The organism is Stenotrophomonas sp. 80084_Sma (genome assembly GCF_056481995.1).
Window position 1 is genome coordinate 4,097,612 of the sequence record NZ_CM151177.1, and the last position, 18,912, is coordinate 4,116,523.

Consider the following 18,912-nt stretch of genomic DNA (forward strand, 5'->3'; position numbering starts at 1 on the left):
TGCCGGCCAGCGACCGGCACTACCGGGGCGTCAGCCCAGCGCTTCGGCCACCGCGCGGAACACCTGCTGCATCGGCAGCGGCCAATACCAGCCACGCATCTCCAGGGAAACCGGGGACCGGTAGTGCCGGCCGCTGGCCGGCAACCGCAGTGATCCCACCGCACGGCGATGCCGGCCAGCGACCGGCACTACCGGGGCATCAGCCCAGCGCTTCGGCCACCGCGCGGAACACCTGCTGCATCTGCAGCGGCTTGTGCAGCACACGCACCTCCACACCGGCCGGGAACGCGTCCGCCGCGACTGGCACCGACGGGTCCTCCAGCACCAGCGCCGGACCGCGGTAGCCAAGCGTGGCCATCTCGCCCAGCAGCTGGCTGGCCGGCAGCAGTTTGGAGCCGGCATCGGCAATCACCAGCGCCGGCATCGCCTCCTGCTGCATCCAGCGCAACGCCGCCGGGCCATCGGAGGCCAGCTGCAACTGGTAACCCTGGCTGGACAGCGCGTTGCCGAGCAGCGACAGGCGTGTGGCTTCGCCGTCAACCACCAGGATCGACTGGCCACTGCCCAGCGCCACCAGCTGCTCGATCGGCTCGCTGCCATCGATGGCCTCATGCATCGGCAGCCGCAGTTCGAAGCAGGTGCCCTGCCCCGGCTGGCTGTTGACGTGGATGCTGCCACCGGCGCCTTCAACGATGCGCTTGCAGGAAATCAGCCCCAGGCCGGTGCCATCGGCCTTGGTGGTGAAGAACGGATTGAACAGGTGTGACAGCGTGTCCGCATCCATGCCGATGCCTTCATCGGCCACGCAGATCTGCATCCAGTCCACGCCATCGCGCTGGCCGGCATGGCTGGCAGTCAGGCTCAGGCGACCGCCGTTGGGCATCGCCTGGATCGCGTTGAGCGCCAGGTTCAGCATCACCTGCTGCAGTTCGGTGTAGTTGGCGTCGACCACCAGGCCTTCGTCCTGCACCTGCAACTCCAGGCGCACCGCATCGGGCACGTTGCTGCGCAACAGCAGCGCCACCGCATCGAACAGGCCATCGATCTCGATGCGCTCGCTCGGCTTGCGCGAGCCGCGCACGAACGACAGCATCGATTCGGCCATCTCGTGGCCACGGCGGCCGCACTCGGCAATGACATCGGCCAGGTGGTGCAGCTGCGGATCCTCGGTGCGCGCCTTCAGCAGGTCCGGCATGATCAGCAGCGGCTGCAGGATGTTGCGCAGGTCGTGGCTGAGGCCGGCGGCAAGCAGCGACAGGCTTTCCAGGCGCTGCGCGCGCATCAGCTCGGTTTCCACCCGTGCACGCTCTATGGCGCTGCGTGCATCGCGGATCGCACGCGCCACCGCCGACGGCAGGCGCGCCGGCAGGTGCTTGATGATGTAATCGTTGGCGCCCTTCTGCAGCGCCGCCACCGCGTTCTCCTCACCCATGGTGCCGGAGACGAAGATGAAGGGCACTTCCGGTGAGGTCTCGCGCACGATGCGCAGCGCGTCATCACCGGAGAACCCCGGCATGCTCAGGTCGGACAGCACGATGTCCGGCTGGAACGCGACCAGTGCCTGGCGCAGTTCAGCCTCGCTTTCGACGCGCTCGAAACGGGCCTCCAGGCCCGCGTCGAGCATCTGTTCGGACATCAGCTCGGCATCTTCCGGTGAGTCCTCCACCAGCAGGATGCGCAGCGCCCCCAGGGCGGGACCGGTCAGGGGCATGGGCTCACTCGAGTTCCGGTGCCTGGTTGATCAACGCCCAGAACTTGCCCAGGGTCTGCACCGCGCCGAAGAACTGGTCCACGTCCACCGGCTTGACCACATAGGCGTTCACGCCCATGTCCCAGCTGCGGGCCAGGTCGCTTTCCTCGCGCGAGGACGACAGGATCACCACCGGCAGGCGCTTGAGCTCTTCGTGCTCGCGGATCTGCCGCAGCACCTCCAGGCCATCCATGCGCGGCATCTTGATGTCCAGCAGCAGCACCGCCGGCAGGCCTTCCTCGCGGTTGGCGAAGGCACCACGGCGCAACAGGTAGTCCATCACTTCCACGCCATCCTCGACGTGCACGATGGGGTTGGCCAGACGCGCCTCTTCCAGGGCGTCGATCGCCATTTCGGCATCAGCCGGGCTGTCTTCGGCGAGAAGAATGGTGCGCAGAGTGGTCATGCAGAAGGCCCTTGTTTGTCCGCGTCGATCGCGGGAGGCAGGTAGAAGTGGAAGGTGGCGCCGACGTCCGGTTCGGCCTCGGCCCAGATACGGCCGCCATGGCGGGTCAGCACGCGGCGCACGCTGGCCAGGCCGATGCCGGTACCCGGGTAGTCGCTGGCCTTGTGCAGGCGCTGGAAGACACCAAACAGCTTGCCGGCGTAGGCCATGTCAAAGCCTGCACCATTGTCGCTGACCGTGAACTGATGACCGCCGTCAGGCTGCGGCTGGTAGTCCACGCGGATCTTCGCTGGTTCGCGGTTGCCCGAGTACTTCACCGCGTTGCCGAGCAGGTTCAGCCAGACCTGGCGGATCATGTTCTCATCGCCCACCACGATCGGCAGCGGCGCGATGCTCCACTCCACGTGGTGCGCATGGCCGCTGTTCTCGGCCTCGGCCTGCAGGTTGGAATCGAGCATGGCGCGGGTATCGGCCACCAGCGACTGCATGTCCACCGCCTGCTGGCGCATTGCCGCGCGGCCCAGCCGCGAGTAGACCAGCAGGTCGTCGATCAGTGCCGCCATGCGCCGCGCCGAACTGGAGATCACCTCCAGGTAATGGCGGCTCTTGTCATCGGCGGCGTCGCCCAGATGGCGCGACAGCTTGTCGGAGAAACCGGCCACGTGGCGCAGTGGTGCACGCAGGTCGTGCGACACCGAGTAGCTGAAGGCTTCCAGTTCCCTGTTGACCTCGGACACCTGCGCAACCTTGCCTTCCAGCTGGCGGTTCAGTTCCTCCACCCGCAGCTGCACGGCACGCTGCACGGTGACGTCGCTGACCGTGAGCAACACCACTTCGTCGTCGGTGTCCGGCAGCGGCATGCGCCGCGCGTTGAGCAGCATGTAGCGCACCATGCCATCGGCGGCGCGCTGTTCATGCTCGAAGTCCCACAGTTCGCGGCCGCGCAACAGCACATCGGACAGTCGCTGGCGCATCACGGGGTCTTTCCATGCACCGTCGCCGACAGTGTCCAGCAACAGGCCATCGGCGCGTTCATCCTGCAGCCCGTACAGCTCGGCGAAGGCAGGGTTGTGCAGCTGCACACGCAGGTCGCGGTCGAGCAGCACGATCGGCTCACGCACGGTCTGCAGCACCGAGGCTGCACGCGCGGCCGAACGCAGCGACTGCCGTTCGGCATGCAGGCGGCGACCGATCTGCCGCTGCAGCAGCCACAGCACCAGGCCGAGCAGCGCCAGCTGGATCACCAGCGAACTCCACGACACCAGCTCGGTCTGCTTGCGCTGGCGTGCGGCCTGCTCGGCGCGCTGTGTCAGCAGCTTCTGCTCGCTCGCCTGCAGTTCCTCCACCAGGCCACGGATCGGATAGCGCGTGCTCAGGTCCTGCACCAGCTCGCGCTGATCACTGTTGGGTTCGGACTTTGCCAGTTCGCGGGCAAGCGCCATGCGCCCTTCCAGCATCGACTCGATGCGGCCGATGCGGATCAGCTGCTCAGGATTGTCACGGGTCATCCGGCCCAGTTCAGCCAGGCGACCGGGAAGGTCATTGGCTTTGGCCATGCGCTCGCGCAGGCCAGGCGCATCCACACCCTTGGACAGGGTCAGCGCAGCCGATTCGACATCGCGTACATCGGCCTGCAGCTGCTGCAGGGCCACACCCACGGCCTGGGTATGATTGACCCAGGCCATCGCATCTTCGCTGTCCTGCTGCAGTTGGCGCAGGGTCAACCACGGCACCACGATGATCGCGGCAGCAGCCAGCGCCAAGGCCGGCAACCGCCAACGGTCCCAGATGTCATCACTGAAAACCAGCGCCATAGTTCCTCGTCAGCACAGCCGCGGAGCGTAGGCCGATACCGGCCCGGCTGCGGCGGAACGGGCAATATAGCGCAGGCGGTCACAACTCTGGAGTTTCCCGCCTGGTTGGCTGAACGGGTTGCGGAAACCCACGGTAGAGCCGGGACGTGCTCGGCTGCAACCCAAAGGGCAGTCGAGCAAGCTCGGCTCTACCCAGGCAGCGGGCGCCCCATGCGGGGCGCCCTCCGGGGTCAGCGCTTGGCAGCAGCGCTGACCTTCAATGCAGCGGCATCGACGCGGGTCACGCCCTTGATGCCCTTGGCGGTGGTGACCGCCTTGTCCTTCTCGGCCTGGGTGGCCACGGCACCACTCAGGCTGACCACGCCGTTCACGGTTTCCACCTTGATTTCAGTGCCCGGAACGTTGCTGCTGGCCAGCAGATCGGCCTTCACCTTGGTGGTGATCCAGGTATCGGTCACCGGCTCGTTGGAGTCATGGCGATCGGCATGGGTTGCCGGATGGGTGCTGGTCGGCGGGTTCTTCGCGGCCGGGTCCTTGGCGAATGCAGCCGAGGAGGACAGCGCCAGGCCCAGGGTCAGGGCGGAAGCAATCAGCGTGCGGGTGGTATTGCTCATCGTGTCGTACTCCTTCGGGATGTGCTGCCAGTCTGGACAAGCCGCCGTAGAGCAGGCGTGGCGTTGCGGTCATGCCGCTGTGAATCGAGGCGATTCCAACGGCAACGGTTCAGTTTTGGCCTGTACGCAGGTGTCGTTTACCCTGCCCTTCCCCATTGCCGGAGCCGCCTCATGCGCCCCGACCTGCAACTGGCCCTGATCGGCTACGGCCTCGCCGGCCGCGTCTTCCATGCGCCGCTGATCCAGCACACGCCCGGGCTGGTGCTGCACAGCATCGTCAGTTCGCAGCGCGACACGTTGCTGCGCGCGTTCAGCGACGTGCACGTGCGCGCCACGCCGCAGGAGGTGTTCGACGACCCGGCGGTGGACGCGGTGGTGATCGCCACTCCGAACGCACAACACGCACCGCTGGCGATCGCGGCATTGGCCGCGGGCAAGCACGTGCTGGTCGACAAGCCGTTCGCGCTGGATGTCGCTGAAGCCGAAGCGGTGCTGGCTGCGGCACGTGATGCCGGACGCATCGCGACCGTGTTCCAGAACCGGCGCTTCGATGCCGACTTCCTCACCCTGCAGGCGCTGCTGGCCGAAGGCGCGCTCGGTGACGTGGCCGAGTGCCATGCGCACTTCGACCGCTACCGGCCGCAGGTGCGCGACCGCTGGCGCGAGCAGGACGGACCGGGCAGCGGCCTGTGGTACGACCTCGGACCGCACCTGCTGGACCAGATGCTGGTGCTGTTCGGCTGGCCCGAGGCCATCGATGCCGATCTGGCCGTGCAACGCGAAGGTGGCAGCGGCATCGATTACTTCCACGCGGTACTGCACTACCCGAGGCATCGCGCGATCGTGCATGCCGGTTCGCTGGTGGCGGCCCCCACGCCGCACTTCAGTGTGCATGGCAGTCGTGGCAGCTGGATCAAGCATGGGCTGGACGTGCAGGAGGCACAGCTGCGGCGCGGTGTTGCGCCAGGGGCGCCAGGCTGGGGCATCGACCCACGGCACGGCGAGCTGGTGCGCTGCGATGCTGAGGACAATGTGCAGCGCAGTACCGTGGACAACCTGCCGGGCGACTACCGGCGGCTGTATTCGCAGTTCGCGGCGGCGATGCACGGTGATGGCGAGCCGACGGTCAGCCCGGTGCAGGCACTGCAGCTGATGCGGTTGCTGCAGGCCGGCATGGACAGCGCGCGCGAAGGGCGGCGGGTTCAGTTGGGGTGACCGGCAGGGCTGCGCCCTGCACCTGCCGAATCGACGGCAACGTCAACGTCAAAGGCAAGCTATCCGTGTGATGGCGGGGTGGGTCCGGTTGCGGGGGACGCCGTAAATACGTCCCTGTAGGCTCGGTCGCGCCATCCATGGCGCTCACGCCCCCGCAACCGGACCCACCCCGCCTTCGACAGATTCCCGCGCCCGACGGTAGGTGTCGACCTTGGTCGACACATCGACGTGGAAACCATCGGAGACGGCTTTTGTAGAGTCGAGCCATGCTCGACTGGCTTCATGGGGTCGGAGCCCTTCGGCAACGCCGAAGGGCTCCGACCCCACCGCGGTGCTTACGATTTCTTGATGGCGTGGCCGCCGAACTCGTTGCGCATCGCTGACAGCAGGCGGTCCGTGAACGAATTCGATTCGCGCGAGCGCAGGCGTTCCAGCAGCGACAGGGTGATCACCGGTGCCGGCACATCGAGCGCGATCGCTTCGGCCACGGTCCAGCGGCCTTCGCCGGAATCCTCCACGTACGGGGCGATGCCATCCAGCGACGGATTGCGCTTGAGGGCTTCAGTGCTCAGGTCCAGCAGCCACGAACGCACCACGCTGCCGTGGCGCCAGACTTCGGCGACCTGGGCCAGGTCCAGTTCCATTTCCTGCTTGCGCTCCATCAGCGCGAAGCCTTCGGCGTAGGCCTGCATCATTCCGTACTCGATGCCGTTGTGGACCATCTTGGTGAAGTGGCCAGCGCCGGACGGGCCGACACGACCCCAGCCACGATCTTCGGCCGGTGCCAGCGTGCGCAGCAGCGGTGCGATCTGCTCCACCACCGACGCTTCGCCACCGACCATCAGGCTGTAGCCCTCCTGCAGGCCCCACACGCCACCACTGGTGCCGCAGTCGACGTAGCCCAGATCGTCTTCGGCCAGGGCCTTGGCGCGGCGGATCGAGTCCTGGTAGTTGGAGTTGCCGCCATCGATGACGATGTCACCCTCGGCCAGGTGCGGGGTCAGCTGGCCCAAGGTCTGGTCGACGGTTTCGCCGGCCGGCACCATCAGCCACACCACGCGCGGCACCGGCAGCGCGGCAACCGCGGCGGCCAGCGAATCGACCACCTCCAGGCCGGCCTCGGCAGCGCGCTGGCGGGCGCCTTCGCCCGGGTCGTAGCCGACCACGCGGTGGCCGCCGCGATGCAGGCGCTGGGCCATGTTGGCGCCCATGCGGCCGAGGCCGATCATTGCAATATCCATTGTTTCACCTTCAGTTGGGGTCTAGGGTCAGGCTGCCTGGCCTGCCGGTAGCCGCGCAGTGGCGCAGCTGCGCCTCGCGCCAACGCCGGTAGAGCGTGGTATGCAGATTGTGCACCGCCAGGTCGATCGAAAACGGCGTTCGCGGGTTGCGATCGAGCAGGCGGGCGATGTGGTAGCCGATGGGACGTATACCGCGTGGATGCACATAGATCACGAACTGCTGGTAGAACGGATCGTCCAGCAGCTGGTCCATGCGTGCCAGCGTGTCGTGGTAGCGCAGTTCCAGCCGTGCACGAAGGTTGGGATCGCGCTCGAACAGCAGGCGCTCGAAGTACCGCTGGCCGATGCGCGGGATGTCCTGCGCGAGTTTCCAGAGTTCGACATTGCGCTGGTCGTACCAGGCCAGTCCGCCATGCGCAGCCAGTGCCTGCGCGGCGCCCTCGCCCACCTCGACCACGACGAAGTTCTCGGCCTGGTTGCTCAGATCGTCCAGCGTGCTCTTGTCTTGAACGTGTTCGATGAAACCGGGCACGCCGACGAAGGCCTGCCGTCCCATCGCCGAGGTGCGCACCGCCTTGCCATCGGCGAAGAAATCGCCCGCGTGGGCTCCGAGCAGGATGCTGTCGGTATCGTGCAGGGCGAGGAAAGTGCCGATCGACAGTTCATCCGCTGCGAACTCCGTATCGAACGCGGCATCACCATAAAGCTCTCGTTGCGTGGCCAGCTGCGCGACCTGGCGGCCGACCCCGCATTCGGCACGCACGGCACCGCTGTAGAACGCCTCCAGTGCATGACTGTTGCCCGCGCTCGGCACGAAGCCACGACCGAAACTGCGTGTGCGCTGCCAGCCTTGCGCGCGTGGGCCCTGCAGGCCGAAGCCGATCCAGCCCAGCTGCAGGCCGGAGAAGCGGAAGGTGGGGTTGTCGTGCAGTGCCGAGGCCGCACGTTGCGTGGCCGCGCCCAGTTCGAAGGCATAGGCGCAGACCGTGGCTGGATCGTCCAGCAATTGTTGCAGCAACGCCTGGCGTGCTGCGGGGGACATTCCGGCCGGCCACCCCACGCGCAGATCGCCTGCCGCCTGTGCTTCAGCCAGCGAGGCACGTGTACACACCGGGCCGCCGTGCACCTGTGGTGCACCGGCCGTGACCCCGTCAAAGCGCCATCCCAGCCGCTGCAGCAGGCCCTGCGTGCAGTCCGGCGTTGCGGACGCAATGCCCAGCGCGGGCATCAGCAGGAGTGCCACGCCCATCAACGTGCCGCGCACGATCACCCTTGATCCGTGCTGCGGGCCGGTGCGGGCTCGGACGATGCAGGCTCGGGCGGCGCGAGCGCAGGCGGTGCGGGTTTGCCAGCATCCGCAGGCAGGTACTGTTGCAGGCGCTGGAAGAAGCGCTGATAGAACCCGGCATCGGTGACGGTGCTGCTGGCCACTTTCACCAGCGAATCGTCATTGCTGCCGAATGGCAGCGACACCGAGCCCAATGCACCCACGCCCACGCTGGCCGACGTCGGGCTCTTCTTCAACGCATAGCGGTCCTGCACCGCGCTGACGAACACCAGCGTCTGGCTGCCACGCGGGGCACAGGAGATGCGCAGCACCAGCTGCTCGTGATCATCCTCGCGTGGCTGGAAGTTCTTGTTGCCTTCCACCTGCGCTTCGTCGGAGCGGGCGATGGCGTAGCCCTGGCTGAGCAGGGTGCGCCGCGCGGCCTCGCAGGCGTCACCGGGGCGGCCATCGACGGTACGCGAGAAGGTGTCGCCGGAATCAAAGGATTCGCGCAGCAACGTACTGTCGGCGGCGCGGCCACCACAGGCCGACAGGATCAGGGCACTGGCGAGCGCCACGGCAGCACTGGAAAGACGGGAGGCCCGCATGGGTACTCCTGCGAGGACGGTACCGCCAAGGGTAGCCCTGCGGCCGTGTGCGGCAGGTTGAAACCGGCGTGAGCGAGCCACCCCGTTGCTGCCGGTTCATGCACAGAAAAGGGGACGGAGGGGATTAAGTCGTTTGTGGCACTTCGCTCGCCGGGCATGGCCCGGCGCTACCGTGAACGAGGTCCCCAGACAGAAAGGGGCCGGCAATACCGGCCCCTCGGGTATCACATGCCGTCGCCGGCTCAGTCCGCCCAGCGACCAGCGCCGGTCGACTGCGGCAGCACCTGCGCCGACAGCGGGCGGTCATTGGCCAGCAGGTTCACCGCATCGGCCAGGATCGAGGCCGACTCGCGCAGCAGCGGGTCCGGACGCTTCTCGGCAGCCTTCTCGCGGGCGGCATCCTTGACGATGTCGCGCTCGTTGCCAGTCAGGCCGTCGTCGTTGCTGTCATCGGCCAGCGGGTCCAGGGCCAGGCCCAGCTCCTTGCGCATCGCCTGGCGCTCCTTGCGCTGGGTGTCCTGGCGCTCACGCTCGGCGCGGCGAGTGGCCTCGTTGAGCGAGATGTACTTCTTCGCGGCCTCGGTGCGGAACTGCTGCACGTCCTCGTTCCACCACTGGAATTCCTTGTCGGCGGCGATGCGCGCGTCATGGCGGGTTTCCAGCTTCGGCAGCAGCGGCGCGAAGTTGCCGTACTGGGTGTGCGGCACGGCAGCGATGCGGGTCCACGGCAGCGCGTTGTCGTAGGTGCTCTCGCCGAACTCGGTGGCATCGACGCTGGCCGGGAATGCCAGGTCCGGCACCACACCCTTGTGCTGGGTGCTGCTGCCGCTGATGCGGAAGAACTGGGCGATGGTCAGCTTCACCTGGCCGAAGCGCTGGGTCTCGCCACTCGGCCAACGGTCCAGGTCGACGATGTTCTGCACGGTGCCCTTGCCGAAGCTGGTCTCACCGATCACCAGGCCACGGCCGTAATCCTGGATGGCACCGGCAAAGATTTCCGAAGCCGAGGCCGAACCGCGGTTGATCAGCACTGCCAGCGGGCCATCCCATGCCACGCCCTGGTTGCGGTCGCTGTTGACGGTGACGCGGCCACCGGACTCGCGCACCTGCACCACCGGGCCCTGCTCGATGAACAGACCGGTCAGTTCAATGGCTTCATCCAGCGAACCACCACCGTTGTTGCGCAGGTCCAGCACCACGCCGTCCAGCTTGTCGTTCTTGAAGCCGGCCAGCAGCTTGGCCACGTCGCGGGTGGCCGAGGCGTAGTCGGCCGCGTTGCGGCGACGGCCTTCGAAGTCCTGGTAGAAGGTCGGCAGCTTGATCACGCCGACCTTGCGCGCCGGCTCGCCATTGGCGGCCGGAATGGTCATGGTCTCGCCCTTGGCGGCCTGTTCGGCCAGGCGCACCTTCTGGCGGGTCAGCACCAGAGTGTGGTGCTTGCCGTCGGCGCCCTCAGCAGCCGGGATGAACTCCAGCTTGACCTGGGTATCCTTGGCGCCGCGGATCTTGGCCACGACATCGTCGATGCGCCAGCCGATCACGTCCTCGACCAGGCCGGACTTGCCCTGGCCGACGCCGACGATACGGTCACCCGGCTTCAGCGTGCCATCCACTGCGGCCGGGCCACCGGCGATGATCTCGCGGATCACCACCACGTCGTCCTGGCGCTGCAGCTGCGCACCAATGCCTTCCAGCGACAGCGACATCGCCTGGTTGAAGTTCTCGGCGGTGCGCGGCGTGAAGTAATCCGTGTGCGGGTCAACGGCGCTGGTGTACGAGTTCATGAAGAACTGGAAGACGTCTTCGCCCTTCAGTTCATTGACCGACTTCTCCAGCGTCGCGTAGCGCTTGTCCAGCGTCTTGCGGATGTCGTCCGGCTTCTTGCCGGCCAGCTTCAGGCGCAGCCAGTCGTTCTTGACCGACTTGCGCCACAGCTCATCCAGCTCTGCACTGCTGGCTGCCCACGGCACCTTCTTGCGGTCGTATTCGAAGCGCTCGTCGGTGGTGAAGTCCGGCTCCTGCTTGAGCAGCTTGCGCGCGTAGGCCACACGTTCGCCGACGCGCTGCTTGTAGACCGCGAACACCTGGAACGCCGGCTCCAGCTCGCCGCCACGGATGGCCGAGGAAATGTTGGCTTCGAACGGCGCGAAGCGCGCCACGTCGGCCTGGGTGAAGTACTGCTTGCCGCCGTCCAGCGTCTCCAGGTAGCGCTTGAACACGTCCTTGGAGGTGGCCTCGTCCAGCGCACGCGGGCGGTACGCGTAGCGGCTGTCGGACAGCAGGCCGTACACCAGCTTGGAGGTGGTCACCTGATCGGCGGTTGCCGCAGCGGGCAATGCCGGCGAATCGGCCTTGGCCGCCAGCGCCAGCGGCGCGACCAGCGCCAGGGCCATCAGGAATGCGGGGGCTTTGAATTTCATTGACGTGCTCGAAGGCGCCTTGCCAAGGGGGAGACTGCGGGGTGTTAAGACACCACGACAGTGCCGAAAGTTGCCGGGTTTGTCACCCGGCCGCGCTCGGTGGAAAACCAGCCTAGCCGGGCCGGTGTAGCAAATTGTGAATGCAGGCGAAGGCGTGGGACCAACGGTCCGCACCCACGATGGTGGTGGCACCCATTGGCAGCGCCGGGCCGTGCTTGGCGAAGGCGTGCGGACCAACGGTCCGCACCCACCTCAGGAGACGCCGGCGCCCTTGGCCTGCACGTCGGCGTGGTACGACGAGCGCACCATCGGGCCGGAGGCCACGTGGCTGAAGCCCAGCTCGTAGCCGTAGTCTTCCAGCGCCTTGTAGTCCTCGGGGGTCCAGTACTTCAGCACCGGGTGGTGATGCGCGGTCGGCTGCAGGTACTGGCCGATGGTGATCATGTCCACGTCGTGCGCGCGCAGGTCGCGCATGGTGGCCTTGATCTGTTCGAACTCTTCGCCCAGGCCCAGCATGATGCCGCTCTTGGTCGGCACCTCCGGGTGCTGCGCCTTGAAGTTCTTCAGCAGGTTCAGCGACCACTGGTAGTCCGCACCCGGGCGCACGTTGCGGTACAGGTCCGGCACGGTTTCGATGTTGTGGTTGAACACGTCCGGCGGGTTCTGCGCCAGAATCTCCAGCGCGCGCTCCATGCGGCCCTTGCCGCGGAAGTCCGGGGTCAGCACTTCGATGCGGGTGCCCGGCGACTTCGCGCGGATGGCACTGATGCAGTCGACGAAGTGCTGGGCACCGCCGTCGCGCAGGTCATCTCGGTCGACGCTGGTCACCACCACGTATTTCAGGCCCATGTCGGCCACGGTCTGGCCGAGGCTGGCCGGTTCGTTGGCATCCGGCGGCTTCGGGCGGCCGTGGGCGACGTCGCAGAACGAGCAGCGGCGGGTGCAGACCTCGCCGAGGATCATGAACGTTGCCGTGCCGTGGCCGAAGCACTCGTGGATGTTCGGGCAGCTGGCTTCCTCGCACACCGTCACCAGGCGGTTCTCGCGCAGCTTGGCCTTCAGGTTCTGCACCGCATTGCCCGAGGGAATGCGCACGCGGATCCAGGACGGCTTGCGCAGCACCGGCGCATCGGCGAACTGCACCGGCGAGCGGTTGATCTTGTCACCGCCCAGCTGCTTGACCCCGGCCTGCAACGGCGCGGCGGACGGAGAGTCGCCCTGCACGATCTGCAGGGGAATGGAACGGGCGGTGGTTTCAGTCATGGCAGTTCCGGGGGGCGGTCAGGCGGCCGCAGAAAGATCAGGCAGTTCGGGCGTGGGCTGCAGCAGCAGGCCGAACTGGCGGGCCAGGTGGTCCAGCAGCACCGGCTTGACGGCCTCCATCCCGGAGGGCCCGCCCAAGTCTACTACCGAGGTCACCTGCAACCCCTGATAGCCACAGGGGTTGATACGGTGGAAAGGTTCCAGGTCCATGGCCACGTTGAAGGCCAGGCCATGGAAGGTACAGCCGCGGCGCACGCGGATGCCGAGCGCGGCGATCTTGGCGCCACCGACATAGACGCCCGGGGCGCCCTCGCGGCGTTCGGCGCCGATGTTCCACTCGGCCAGGGTATCGATGATGGCCTGCTCGATGCGGCACACGTAGTCGCGCACACCGATGCCCAGCCGTGGCAGGCGCAGCAGCGGATAGACCACCAGCTGGCCGGGACCGTGATAGGTCACCTGGCCGCCGCGGTCCACGTGCAGCACCGGGATCTCGCCCGGCGCCAGCACATGCTCGTCCTTGCCGGCCTGGCCCAGGGTGAATACCGGGTCGTGCTCGACCACCCACAGCTCATCGGCGTCGGCCTCGCTGCGCTGGTCGGTGAAGCGCTGCATGGCGCGCCACACCGGTTCATAGGCCTGGCGGCCGAGGTCGCGGACCAGCGCCGGGCGCGGCGCGCGGTCTTCCGGGGCGGCTTCGGCCGGGCAGCTGTCGGCTACAGCGTCCACTTCACTTCCGGGTGGTCGCGCAGTGCCTGGTGCGCCAGGTCGTACTGTTCGCGGCTCTCGGCCTTGAACACGATGCGCACGGACACGTACTTGCCGTTGGAGGAATGCTTCCAGCTGATGCGTTCATTCACCACATCGATGCCGGCAGCCAGCAGCAGGCGGGGAAGCTCATGTTCCAGGCCGCGGTTGGCCGGGCCCATGGCACTGAGCTCGAACTGGCCGGGGAACTGGAAGCCGTGGTCGGGGTTGTCGGACTTGATTTCCATGCCCCCATTATCGGGCCGCAGGCCAACAAACCCAAGAGTATTCATCAACGTCAAACAGTGCACCGGTGAGTCGCTGCGTTGCAGCTGAACGGCCGTTCAGCATTGGCCATTGCCCCTTGGGGCGCCGCAGGACAGTGCAGGATTGTCTTCACGAGACAATGTCGTTTTCGGAACAGACAAGTGATTCGAACGCGCTCGTTCCATCACGCCCGCACGAGTACCGTGTCGCGGCATATATCGACAGACAGAAAAAACCTCCACATGAGCCCCCCTTCCCAACGCCGCCTTGCAGCCCTCGGGCTGTCCGGCCTGCTGGCTGCTGCCCTCCCCCTCGCCGCCCAGGCGGCCGAACAATGTGGCCCGGACGCGATGCGCGATCACCCTCCGCAGGTCAATTTCCGCGTTGACAACGACCTGTTCGGCGGCCGCCACCAGGACCAGGGCTATACCAATGGTGCACTGTTGACCCTGGTCTCGCCCAATCTGGTCGATTACACCGACGACCCCTGCCTGCCACGCATGGCCCGCTGGGTGAACCAGTACCTGGAAGGGCTGCATCCGGGCAAGTTCGAACAGCAGAACATGATCTTCAGCATCGGCCAGGGCATCTTCACCCCGACCGATTTCAGCCGCAGGGACCTGATCGAGGACGACCGCCCTTACGCCGGCGTACTGATCGCAAACTTCGGTTTCAATGCGCGCAGCGGCGACCGCCTGCAGACCACCCAGCTGACGCTGGGCGTGGTTGGCCCGTGGGCACAGGGCAAGCAGGTGCAGAATGCCGTGCACGAAGTGCTGGGCGACGAGAAATTCAAGGGCTGGGACAACCAGCTGCACAACGAGCCCCTGTTCATGCTGACCCATGAGCGCATGCGCCGCTGGCCGGGCGATGCCAGCGTCAATGCCGACGGCTGGGGTTGGGACGCCATCAGCCACTACGGCGGATCAATCGGCAACCTGGAAACCAAGGCCAATCTCGGCGGTGAAGTGCGCTTTGGCTGGAAGCTGCCGGACGACTTCGGCAGCACGCCGTTGCGCCCGGCCGGTGAGAACACTGCACCAACCCGCGGCGGCCGTCCCAATGGCTGGTCCTGGCACCTGTTCGCGACCTCGGACGCCGCCTGGGTGATCCGTGACATCACGCTGGATGGCAACACGTTCCGCAACAGCCACAGTGTGGACAAGCGCCATGTGGTGGCCTACGGCGGCTATGGCGTGGCGGTGATGTACGGACGCTGGAAGTTCGCTGCGGCGCGTTACCACAGCACGCGCGAGTTCAACGGCCAGCGCGAAGCGCCGGTGTTCGGCAGCTTCACCATCAGCCGCTCGCTGTAGGTAGGTGCCGACCGTTGGTCGGCACACCGGGGCCGGTATATCCGGATGGGTTCATGAGGAGCCGGCCAGCGGCCGGCACTCCCCACATCCGGCAGGATTCATGCGCAAGCGGCATCCCGAAACAGAAAAGGCCGGCATTTGCCGGCCTTTTCCTTCACCACGCCGGGGCGTGGATCATTCCGATTCCCACCACATCCAGAAGCTGTCCCACAGGCGCTTGAAGAAGCCGGCCTGTTCGACGGCAGCCACCGCCACCAGCGGCGCTTCGGCCACCAGCTTGCCATCCAGCATCACCTTCACGGTGCCGATCTGCTGGCCGGCGGTGAACGGTGCTTCCAGGGTCTTGGGCACGTCGATGCTCGGCTTCAGGTCGTTGTAGCGGCCGCGCGGCACGCTCACCAGCATCGGCTGGGCCACGCCCAGCTGCACCTTGTCGGTGGTGCCCTTCCAGACCTTGTGCTCGGCCACGGCCTTGCCCGGCTCGTACAGGCGGTGGGTCTCGAAGAAGCGGAAACCCCAGTTCAGCAGGGCCAGGCTGTCATCGGCACGCTGCTTTTCCGACTGGCCGCCCAGCACCACGGCGATCAGGCGCTGGTCGCCGCGCTGGGCCGAGCTCATCAGGCAGTAGCCGGCTTCCGAGGTGTGGCCGGTCTTGATGCCGTCCACGCTGCCATCGCGCCACAACAGCAGGTTGCGGTTCGGCTGCTTGATGTTGCCGACCTGGAATTCCTTGATCTTGTTGTACGCGTAGGTTTCCGGGTAATCGCGCACCATCGCACGGCCCAGCAGCGCCAGGTCGTAGGCGGTGCTGTGGTGGCCCTGCGCAGTCAGGCCATGGGCGTTGACGAAGTGCGAATTCTTCATGCCGATCTTCGCGGCATAGCTGTTCATCAGCGAAGCAAAAGCTTCTTCGCTGCCTGCCACGTGCTCGGCCAGGGCGATCGCGGCGTCGTTGCCGGACTGGATCGCCATGCCCTTTTCCATGTCTTCCAGGCGCGCGGTCTGGTTGACCGGGAAGCCGCTGTAGCTGCCATCGGTACCCGCGCCACCTTCGCGCCAGGCGCGTTCGCTCATCATCACCTGGTCATCCGCACGGACCTTGCCGTTCTTGACCTCGGCGGCGATCACGTAGGACGTCATCACCTTGGTGATGCTGGCCGGAGCCAGCTGTTCGTTGATGTTTTCACCAGCCAGCACCTGGCCGGTGGCGTAATCCATCAGCACCCAGGCCTTGGACACGCTCGGCGCCGGCGCCGGCGGAGTGGCGACGGTGGCCGGGGCGGCAGCGGCGGCGGCAGGCGCCGGCGTGGCCGGAGTCGGCAGCGGCGTCTGGGCGGAAGCCAGGCCCACCACCAGGGTGGCGGCCAGGGCGGTGGCGGCGGAACGGAAATTCATTGGACAGCAGGCTCCAGGGGACGGCCGGGAATGGAGGGTGGAACGTAGCGGCCATTGTAAGGCCGGGGCAGCATGGGCCGGCAGCACCGGCCCGGGTGGATCAATCCTTGACGATCTGCGGCGAACCCAGACCCAGACCGGCGATGCGGCCGACAAGTTCCGCGGCACTGGCATGGTCGCTGGCGGGAACGCGCAGGCGGAACAGGGTACGGCCACCGGCGGCGATGTCACTGATGGTGGCACCGACGATGCCGGCGGCGTTGAGCTGGCCCATCGCGCGGTTGGCGTTGTCACGGTTGGAGAAGCTGGCAACCTGCACCATGACTGCGCCCACCACCTGCTGCGACAGGCTGGGGGTAGCGGCGGCGGTGCGGACCGGTGCCTGCGCAGCGGCGCGCGGCGTGGTACTGGCAACGACCGCCGGAGCCGGCGCGTATGCGGTGCTGCGCACCGGCGGAGCACTCGGCGGCAGGCTGCTGACCGCCACATCCGGCACGGTGCTGGCCACGCCCTGGGTGGTGGCCGGCTGGCCACGCGCCGGCATGCCATCGGCCGGCAGCCCCTTGACCAGGCGATCGATGTCGCTGTCGACGGCGGCACGCGCGGGCGGTGCCGGGCGCGCACTGGCTACAGCGCTGGCGGCGGCAGCTTCCGCAGCACGACGCTCGCGGCGCGACGGCTTCTGCGCCAGCAGGTTGCCCTCACCCGGCTGCAGCGCGCGCACTTCCACGTTGCCGGTGCCGCGCTGGGTGATGCCCAGGCGCACAGCGGCGGCATAGCTGAGATCAACCACGCGGCCATCATGGAACGGACCGCGATCGTTGACGCGCACGATCACCGACTCACCGTTGTCGAGGTTGGTCACGCGGGCGAAGCTGGGCAGCGGCAGCGTCTTGTGCGCAGCGGTGAACTGGTACATGTCGTAGACCTCGCGATTGGAGGTCAGGCGGCCATGGAACTTGGCACCGTAGTACGACGCAGTGCCACGCTCGACATAGTTGCGGGTGTCGTCGAGCACTTTGTACGACTTGCCCAGCACCACGTACGGCGTCTTGTTGCCGATCGCCGAGCGTTCTTCCGCGGTCACTTCCGGCTCGGGGATGCAGGCCACGTTGGGAATGTAGTCCGGCGTGCTGTCACGCACGCCCGGCTTGTACAGGCCACCGGCGGTGTAGTTGCCGCGGGTGCTCAGGTCTTCCTTGGCCGCCGCGTAGGGCGATCCTTCCGGGCAGTGTGCCGGGCGCGGGCCGCGCCCCTGCACCAGGGTGCCGCCGGACTTGCCACCATGGCCGGCCGTGGCCGGCTTCTTCGGCGCGCTGCTGCAGGCAGCCAGCGCGAGGACGATCAAGCCTGGGACCAGCCATCTGATGTTCATGCCGGGGGCAGCTCCTGTCCGGCGATGGCCTGGGACAACTGGAACACGGCCATCGCGTACATCTTCGAGAGGTTGTAGCGGGTGATCGCGTAGTAGTTCTGGAAGCCCAGCCAGTACTGCTTGCCGGTGCTGCCTTCAAGCGTGATCGGCGTGGCGGTGGCGCCCGGCTGCACCGCTGCGCTGGGCTGGTAGCCACGCTTGGTCAGGTCGGCCAGCGACCAGGTCGGCATCCATTCGGTCGGATTGAATTCCTCGCGGCCCGGCGCCAACGTGGCCGGCACGGCCACCTGCCCGCCACGCACCCAGCCACCCTTCTTCACGAAGTAGTTGGCGATGGACGAGAACACGTCGTCGTAGCTGGTGAACAGGTCGCGACGGCCGTCGCCATTACCGTCCACCGCGTAATCGAGGTAGCTGGACGGCATGAACTGGCCCATGCCCATCGCGCCGGCATAGCTGCCCTTGAGCGTGGTGATGTCCAGGTTCTCTTCGCGGCCCAGCTCGAACAGCTTGGCCAGCTCATCGCGGAAGAACAGCTCGCGGCGCACTTCGCGTTCCAGCTTGGCCGGGTCGCCGCTGCGCGGGTAATAGAAGGCCAGCGTGTACAGCGCATCCAGCACGCGGTGGCTGCCGGCATTCTTCCCGTAGCTGGTTTCCACGCCGATGATCGCCACGATCACTTCGGCCGGCACACCGGTGCGCTGCTGGACGCGATCCAGTTCGGCGCGATGCTGGGCCAGGAACGCGCGGCCGCCATCGATGCGCGCCTTGCTGATGAACATCGGCCGGTACTCGTTCCACGGCTTGACCCGTTCGGCCGGGCGCGACATCGCGGCGATGATCGGCTGGCGCACCTGCGCCTGGTCGAGCACGCTGCTGATCTGCTCCGGCTTCAGGCCATAGCGCTTGGCGGTATCGGCAATGAAGCGGGCCCGTGCGACCTCGAACGGCACCGGGGTGAGATCGACCGGCGGCGCGGTGGCGGCAGCGGCTTCGGGCGCGGCCTCGGCCGGGCCATGGGCCTTGGCGGCGGGCTGGCGCGGCGTACTGCTGGCCTGGGGCGAAGACGGTGGGGACTTCGGCTGGGTCGCGCAGGCGACCAGGCCGAGGGTGAGCATGCAGGCCAGAGTGCGTCGAATCATCGTCGCAGGTTAGCAGGTCATGGATGAATTAAAACCCCTAACACCATGAATCACAACGATTTGCCTGCGAGC

At 66.9% G+C, this 18,912-nt stretch carries 17 protein-coding genes; 2 read left to right on the forward strand and 15 right to left on the reverse strand.

The features are described 5' to 3' along the window. Nucleotides 1-30: 30 nt before the first annotated feature. The 5 genes from ACZK3W_RS18840 to ACZK3W_RS18860 all read right to left on the reverse strand — a co-directional run bounded on the left by ACZK3W_RS18840 (nucleotide 31) and on the right by ACZK3W_RS18860 (nucleotide 4,584). Nucleotides 31-189, reverse strand: a complete 159-nt coding sequence (locus ACZK3W_RS18840) for a hypothetical protein (protein WP_478450181.1) — start codon at nucleotides 187-189, stop codon at nucleotides 31-33. A 10-nt stretch (nucleotides 190-199) separates the two neighbouring features. Next, nucleotides 200-1,711, reverse strand: coding sequence for a two-component system sensor histidine kinase NtrB (locus ACZK3W_RS18845; protein ID WP_478450182.1), 1,512 nt, complete (start codon nucleotides 1,709-1,711; stop codon nucleotides 200-202). 4 nt (nucleotides 1,712-1,715) lie between these two features. Then, the gene (locus ACZK3W_RS18850; protein WP_005411057.1) at nucleotides 1,716-2,156 is read right to left on the reverse strand and encodes a response regulator; all 441 of its coding nucleotides are present in this window, start codon (nucleotides 2,154-2,156) and stop codon (nucleotides 1,716-1,718) included. Continuing rightward, entirely contained in the window at nucleotides 2,153-3,970 is a 1,818-nt protein-coding gene (locus ACZK3W_RS18855) for a sensor histidine kinase (protein ID WP_032130516.1), read from the reverse strand. The genes ACZK3W_RS18850 and ACZK3W_RS18855 overlap by 4 nt, the downstream gene beginning before the upstream one ends. A 230-nt stretch (nucleotides 3,971-4,200) precedes the next feature. Beyond that, complete coding sequence (locus ACZK3W_RS18860; protein WP_478450183.1) at nucleotides 4,201-4,584, reverse strand: BON domain-containing protein; 384 nt, start codon at nucleotides 4,582-4,584, stop codon at nucleotides 4,201-4,203. A gap of 171 nt (nucleotides 4,585-4,755) precedes the next feature. Between ACZK3W_RS18860 and ACZK3W_RS18865 the strand changes: the two genes are divergently transcribed. Next, nucleotides 4,756-5,799, forward strand: coding sequence for an oxidoreductase (locus tag ACZK3W_RS18865; protein ID WP_032130517.1), 1,044 nt, complete (start codon nucleotides 4,756-4,758; stop codon nucleotides 5,797-5,799). A 335-nt stretch (nucleotides 5,800-6,134) separates the two neighbouring features. Here the strand turns inward: ACZK3W_RS18865 and gnd are convergent, their stop codons facing one another. The 7 genes from gnd to ACZK3W_RS18900 all read right to left on the reverse strand — a co-directional run bounded on the left by gnd (nucleotide 6,135) and on the right by ACZK3W_RS18900 (nucleotide 13,593). Beyond that, complete coding sequence (gnd, locus tag ACZK3W_RS18870) at nucleotides 6,135-7,040, reverse strand: phosphogluconate dehydrogenase (NAD(+)-dependent, decarboxylating) (protein ID WP_014648435.1); 906 nt, start codon at nucleotides 7,038-7,040, stop codon at nucleotides 6,135-6,137. Between the two features lie 10 nt (nucleotides 7,041-7,050). Continuing rightward, nucleotides 7,051-8,289, reverse strand: a complete 1,239-nt coding sequence (locus ACZK3W_RS18875; RefSeq protein WP_478450835.1) for a hypothetical protein — start codon at nucleotides 8,287-8,289, stop codon at nucleotides 7,051-7,053. 17 nt (nucleotides 8,290-8,306) lie between these two features. Continuing rightward, complete coding sequence (locus tag ACZK3W_RS18880; RefSeq protein WP_032130308.1) at nucleotides 8,307-8,915, reverse strand: DUF2242 domain-containing protein; 609 nt, start codon at nucleotides 8,913-8,915, stop codon at nucleotides 8,307-8,309. A 242-nt stretch (nucleotides 8,916-9,157) separates the two neighbouring features. Beyond that, on the reverse strand, nucleotides 9,158-11,335 hold the full coding sequence (locus ACZK3W_RS18885; protein WP_032130309.1) for a carboxy terminal-processing peptidase: 2,178 nt from the start codon (nucleotides 11,333-11,335) through the stop codon (nucleotides 9,158-9,160). Nucleotides 11,336-11,587: 252 nt separating this feature from the next. Next, a complete protein-coding gene (gene lipA, locus ACZK3W_RS18890; protein ID WP_133935589.1) occupies nucleotides 11,588-12,598 on the reverse strand; it encodes a lipoyl synthase in 1,011 nt (336 codons plus the stop codon). 18 nt (nucleotides 12,599-12,616) lie between these two features. Next, on the reverse strand, nucleotides 12,617-13,327 hold the full coding sequence (gene lipB, locus ACZK3W_RS18895) for a lipoyl(octanoyl) transferase LipB (protein ID WP_032130311.1): 711 nt from the start codon (nucleotides 13,325-13,327) through the stop codon (nucleotides 12,617-12,619). Beyond that, on the reverse strand, nucleotides 13,315-13,593 hold the full coding sequence (locus ACZK3W_RS18900; RefSeq protein ID WP_005411067.1) for a YbeD family protein: 279 nt from the start codon (nucleotides 13,591-13,593) through the stop codon (nucleotides 13,315-13,317). The genes lipB and ACZK3W_RS18900 overlap by 13 nt, the downstream gene beginning before the upstream one ends. Nucleotides 13,594-13,854: 261 nt before the next feature. On the opposite strand from ACZK3W_RS18900, the gene ACZK3W_RS18905 reads away from it, so the two are divergent. Beyond that, nucleotides 13,855-14,928: a lipid A deacylase LpxR family protein gene (locus ACZK3W_RS18905; RefSeq protein ID WP_032130312.1), complete on the forward strand. Its 1,074-nt coding sequence runs from the start codon at nucleotides 13,855-13,857 to the stop codon at nucleotides 14,926-14,928. 174 nt (nucleotides 14,929-15,102) lie between these two features. Here ACZK3W_RS18905 and ACZK3W_RS18910 read toward each other — a convergent pair whose 3' ends face one another. The 3 genes from ACZK3W_RS18910 to mltB all read right to left on the reverse strand — a co-directional run bounded on the left by ACZK3W_RS18910 (nucleotide 15,103) and on the right by mltB (nucleotide 18,840). Further along, entirely contained in the window at nucleotides 15,103-16,323 is a 1,221-nt protein-coding gene (locus ACZK3W_RS18910) for a D-alanyl-D-alanine carboxypeptidase family protein (protein ID WP_032130313.1), read from the reverse strand. A gap of 100 nt (nucleotides 16,324-16,423) precedes the next feature. Further along, on the reverse strand, nucleotides 16,424-17,698 hold the full coding sequence (locus tag ACZK3W_RS18915) for a septal ring lytic transglycosylase RlpA family protein (RefSeq protein WP_478445059.1): 1,275 nt from the start codon (nucleotides 17,696-17,698) through the stop codon (nucleotides 16,424-16,426). Beyond that, a complete protein-coding gene (mltB, locus tag ACZK3W_RS18920; RefSeq protein WP_478445060.1) occupies nucleotides 17,695-18,840 on the reverse strand; it encodes a lytic murein transglycosylase B in 1,146 nt (381 codons plus the stop codon). Before mltB ends, ACZK3W_RS18915 begins: the two co-directional genes overlap by 4 nt. Nucleotides 18,841-18,912 lie beyond the last annotated feature (72 nt).

Excerpts from the sequence above, each read along its gene's own strand:
- ACZK3W_RS18845 (WP_478450182.1), bottom strand. The coding sequence starts at position 1,711 with ATGCCCCTGACCGGTCCCGCCCTGGGGGCGCTGCGCATCCTGCTGGTG.
- ACZK3W_RS18850 (WP_005411057.1), bottom strand. The coding sequence starts at position 2,156 with ATGACCACTCTGCGCACCATTCTTCTCGCCGAAGACAGCCCGGCTGAT.
- ACZK3W_RS18855 (WP_032130516.1), bottom strand. The coding sequence starts at position 3,970 with ATGGCGCTGGTTTTCAGTGATGACATCTGGGACCGTTGGCGGTTGCCG.
- ACZK3W_RS18860 (WP_478450183.1), bottom strand. The coding sequence starts at position 4,584 with ATGAGCAATACCACCCGCACGCTGATTGCTTCCGCCCTGACCCTGGGC.
- ACZK3W_RS18865 (WP_032130517.1), top strand. The coding sequence starts at position 4,756 with ATGCGCCCCGACCTGCAACTGGCCCTGATCGGCTACGGCCTCGCCGGC.
- gnd (WP_014648435.1), bottom strand. The coding sequence starts at position 7,040 with ATGGATATTGCAATGATCGGCCTCGGCCGCATGGGCGCCAACATGGCC.
- ACZK3W_RS18875 (WP_478450835.1), bottom strand. The coding sequence starts at position 8,289 with ATGGGCGTGGCACTCCTGCTGATGCCCGCGCTGGGCATTGCGTCCGCA.
- ACZK3W_RS18880 (WP_032130308.1), bottom strand. The coding sequence starts at position 8,915 with ATGCGGGCCTCCCGTCTTTCCAGTGCTGCCGTGGCGCTCGCCAGTGCC.
- ACZK3W_RS18885 (WP_032130309.1), bottom strand. The coding sequence starts at position 11,335 with ATGAAATTCAAAGCCCCCGCATTCCTGATGGCCCTGGCGCTGGTCGCG.
- lipA (WP_133935589.1), bottom strand. The coding sequence starts at position 12,598 with ATGACTGAAACCACCGCCCGTTCCATTCCCCTGCAGATCGTGCAGGGC.
- ACZK3W_RS18900 (WP_005411067.1), bottom strand. The coding sequence starts at position 13,593 with ATGGAAATCAAGTCCGACAACCCCGACCACGGCTTCCAGTTCCCCGGC.
- ACZK3W_RS18905 (WP_032130312.1), top strand. The coding sequence starts at position 13,855 with ATGAGCCCCCCTTCCCAACGCCGCCTTGCAGCCCTCGGGCTGTCCGGC.
- ACZK3W_RS18910 (WP_032130313.1), bottom strand. The coding sequence starts at position 16,323 with ATGAATTTCCGTTCCGCCGCCACCGCCCTGGCCGCCACCCTGGTGGTG.
- ACZK3W_RS18915 (WP_478445059.1), bottom strand. The coding sequence starts at position 17,698 with ATGAACATCAGATGGCTGGTCCCAGGCTTGATCGTCCTCGCGCTGGCT.
- mltB (WP_478445060.1), bottom strand. The coding sequence starts at position 18,840 with ATGATTCGACGCACTCTGGCCTGCATGCTCACCCTCGGCCTGGTCGCC.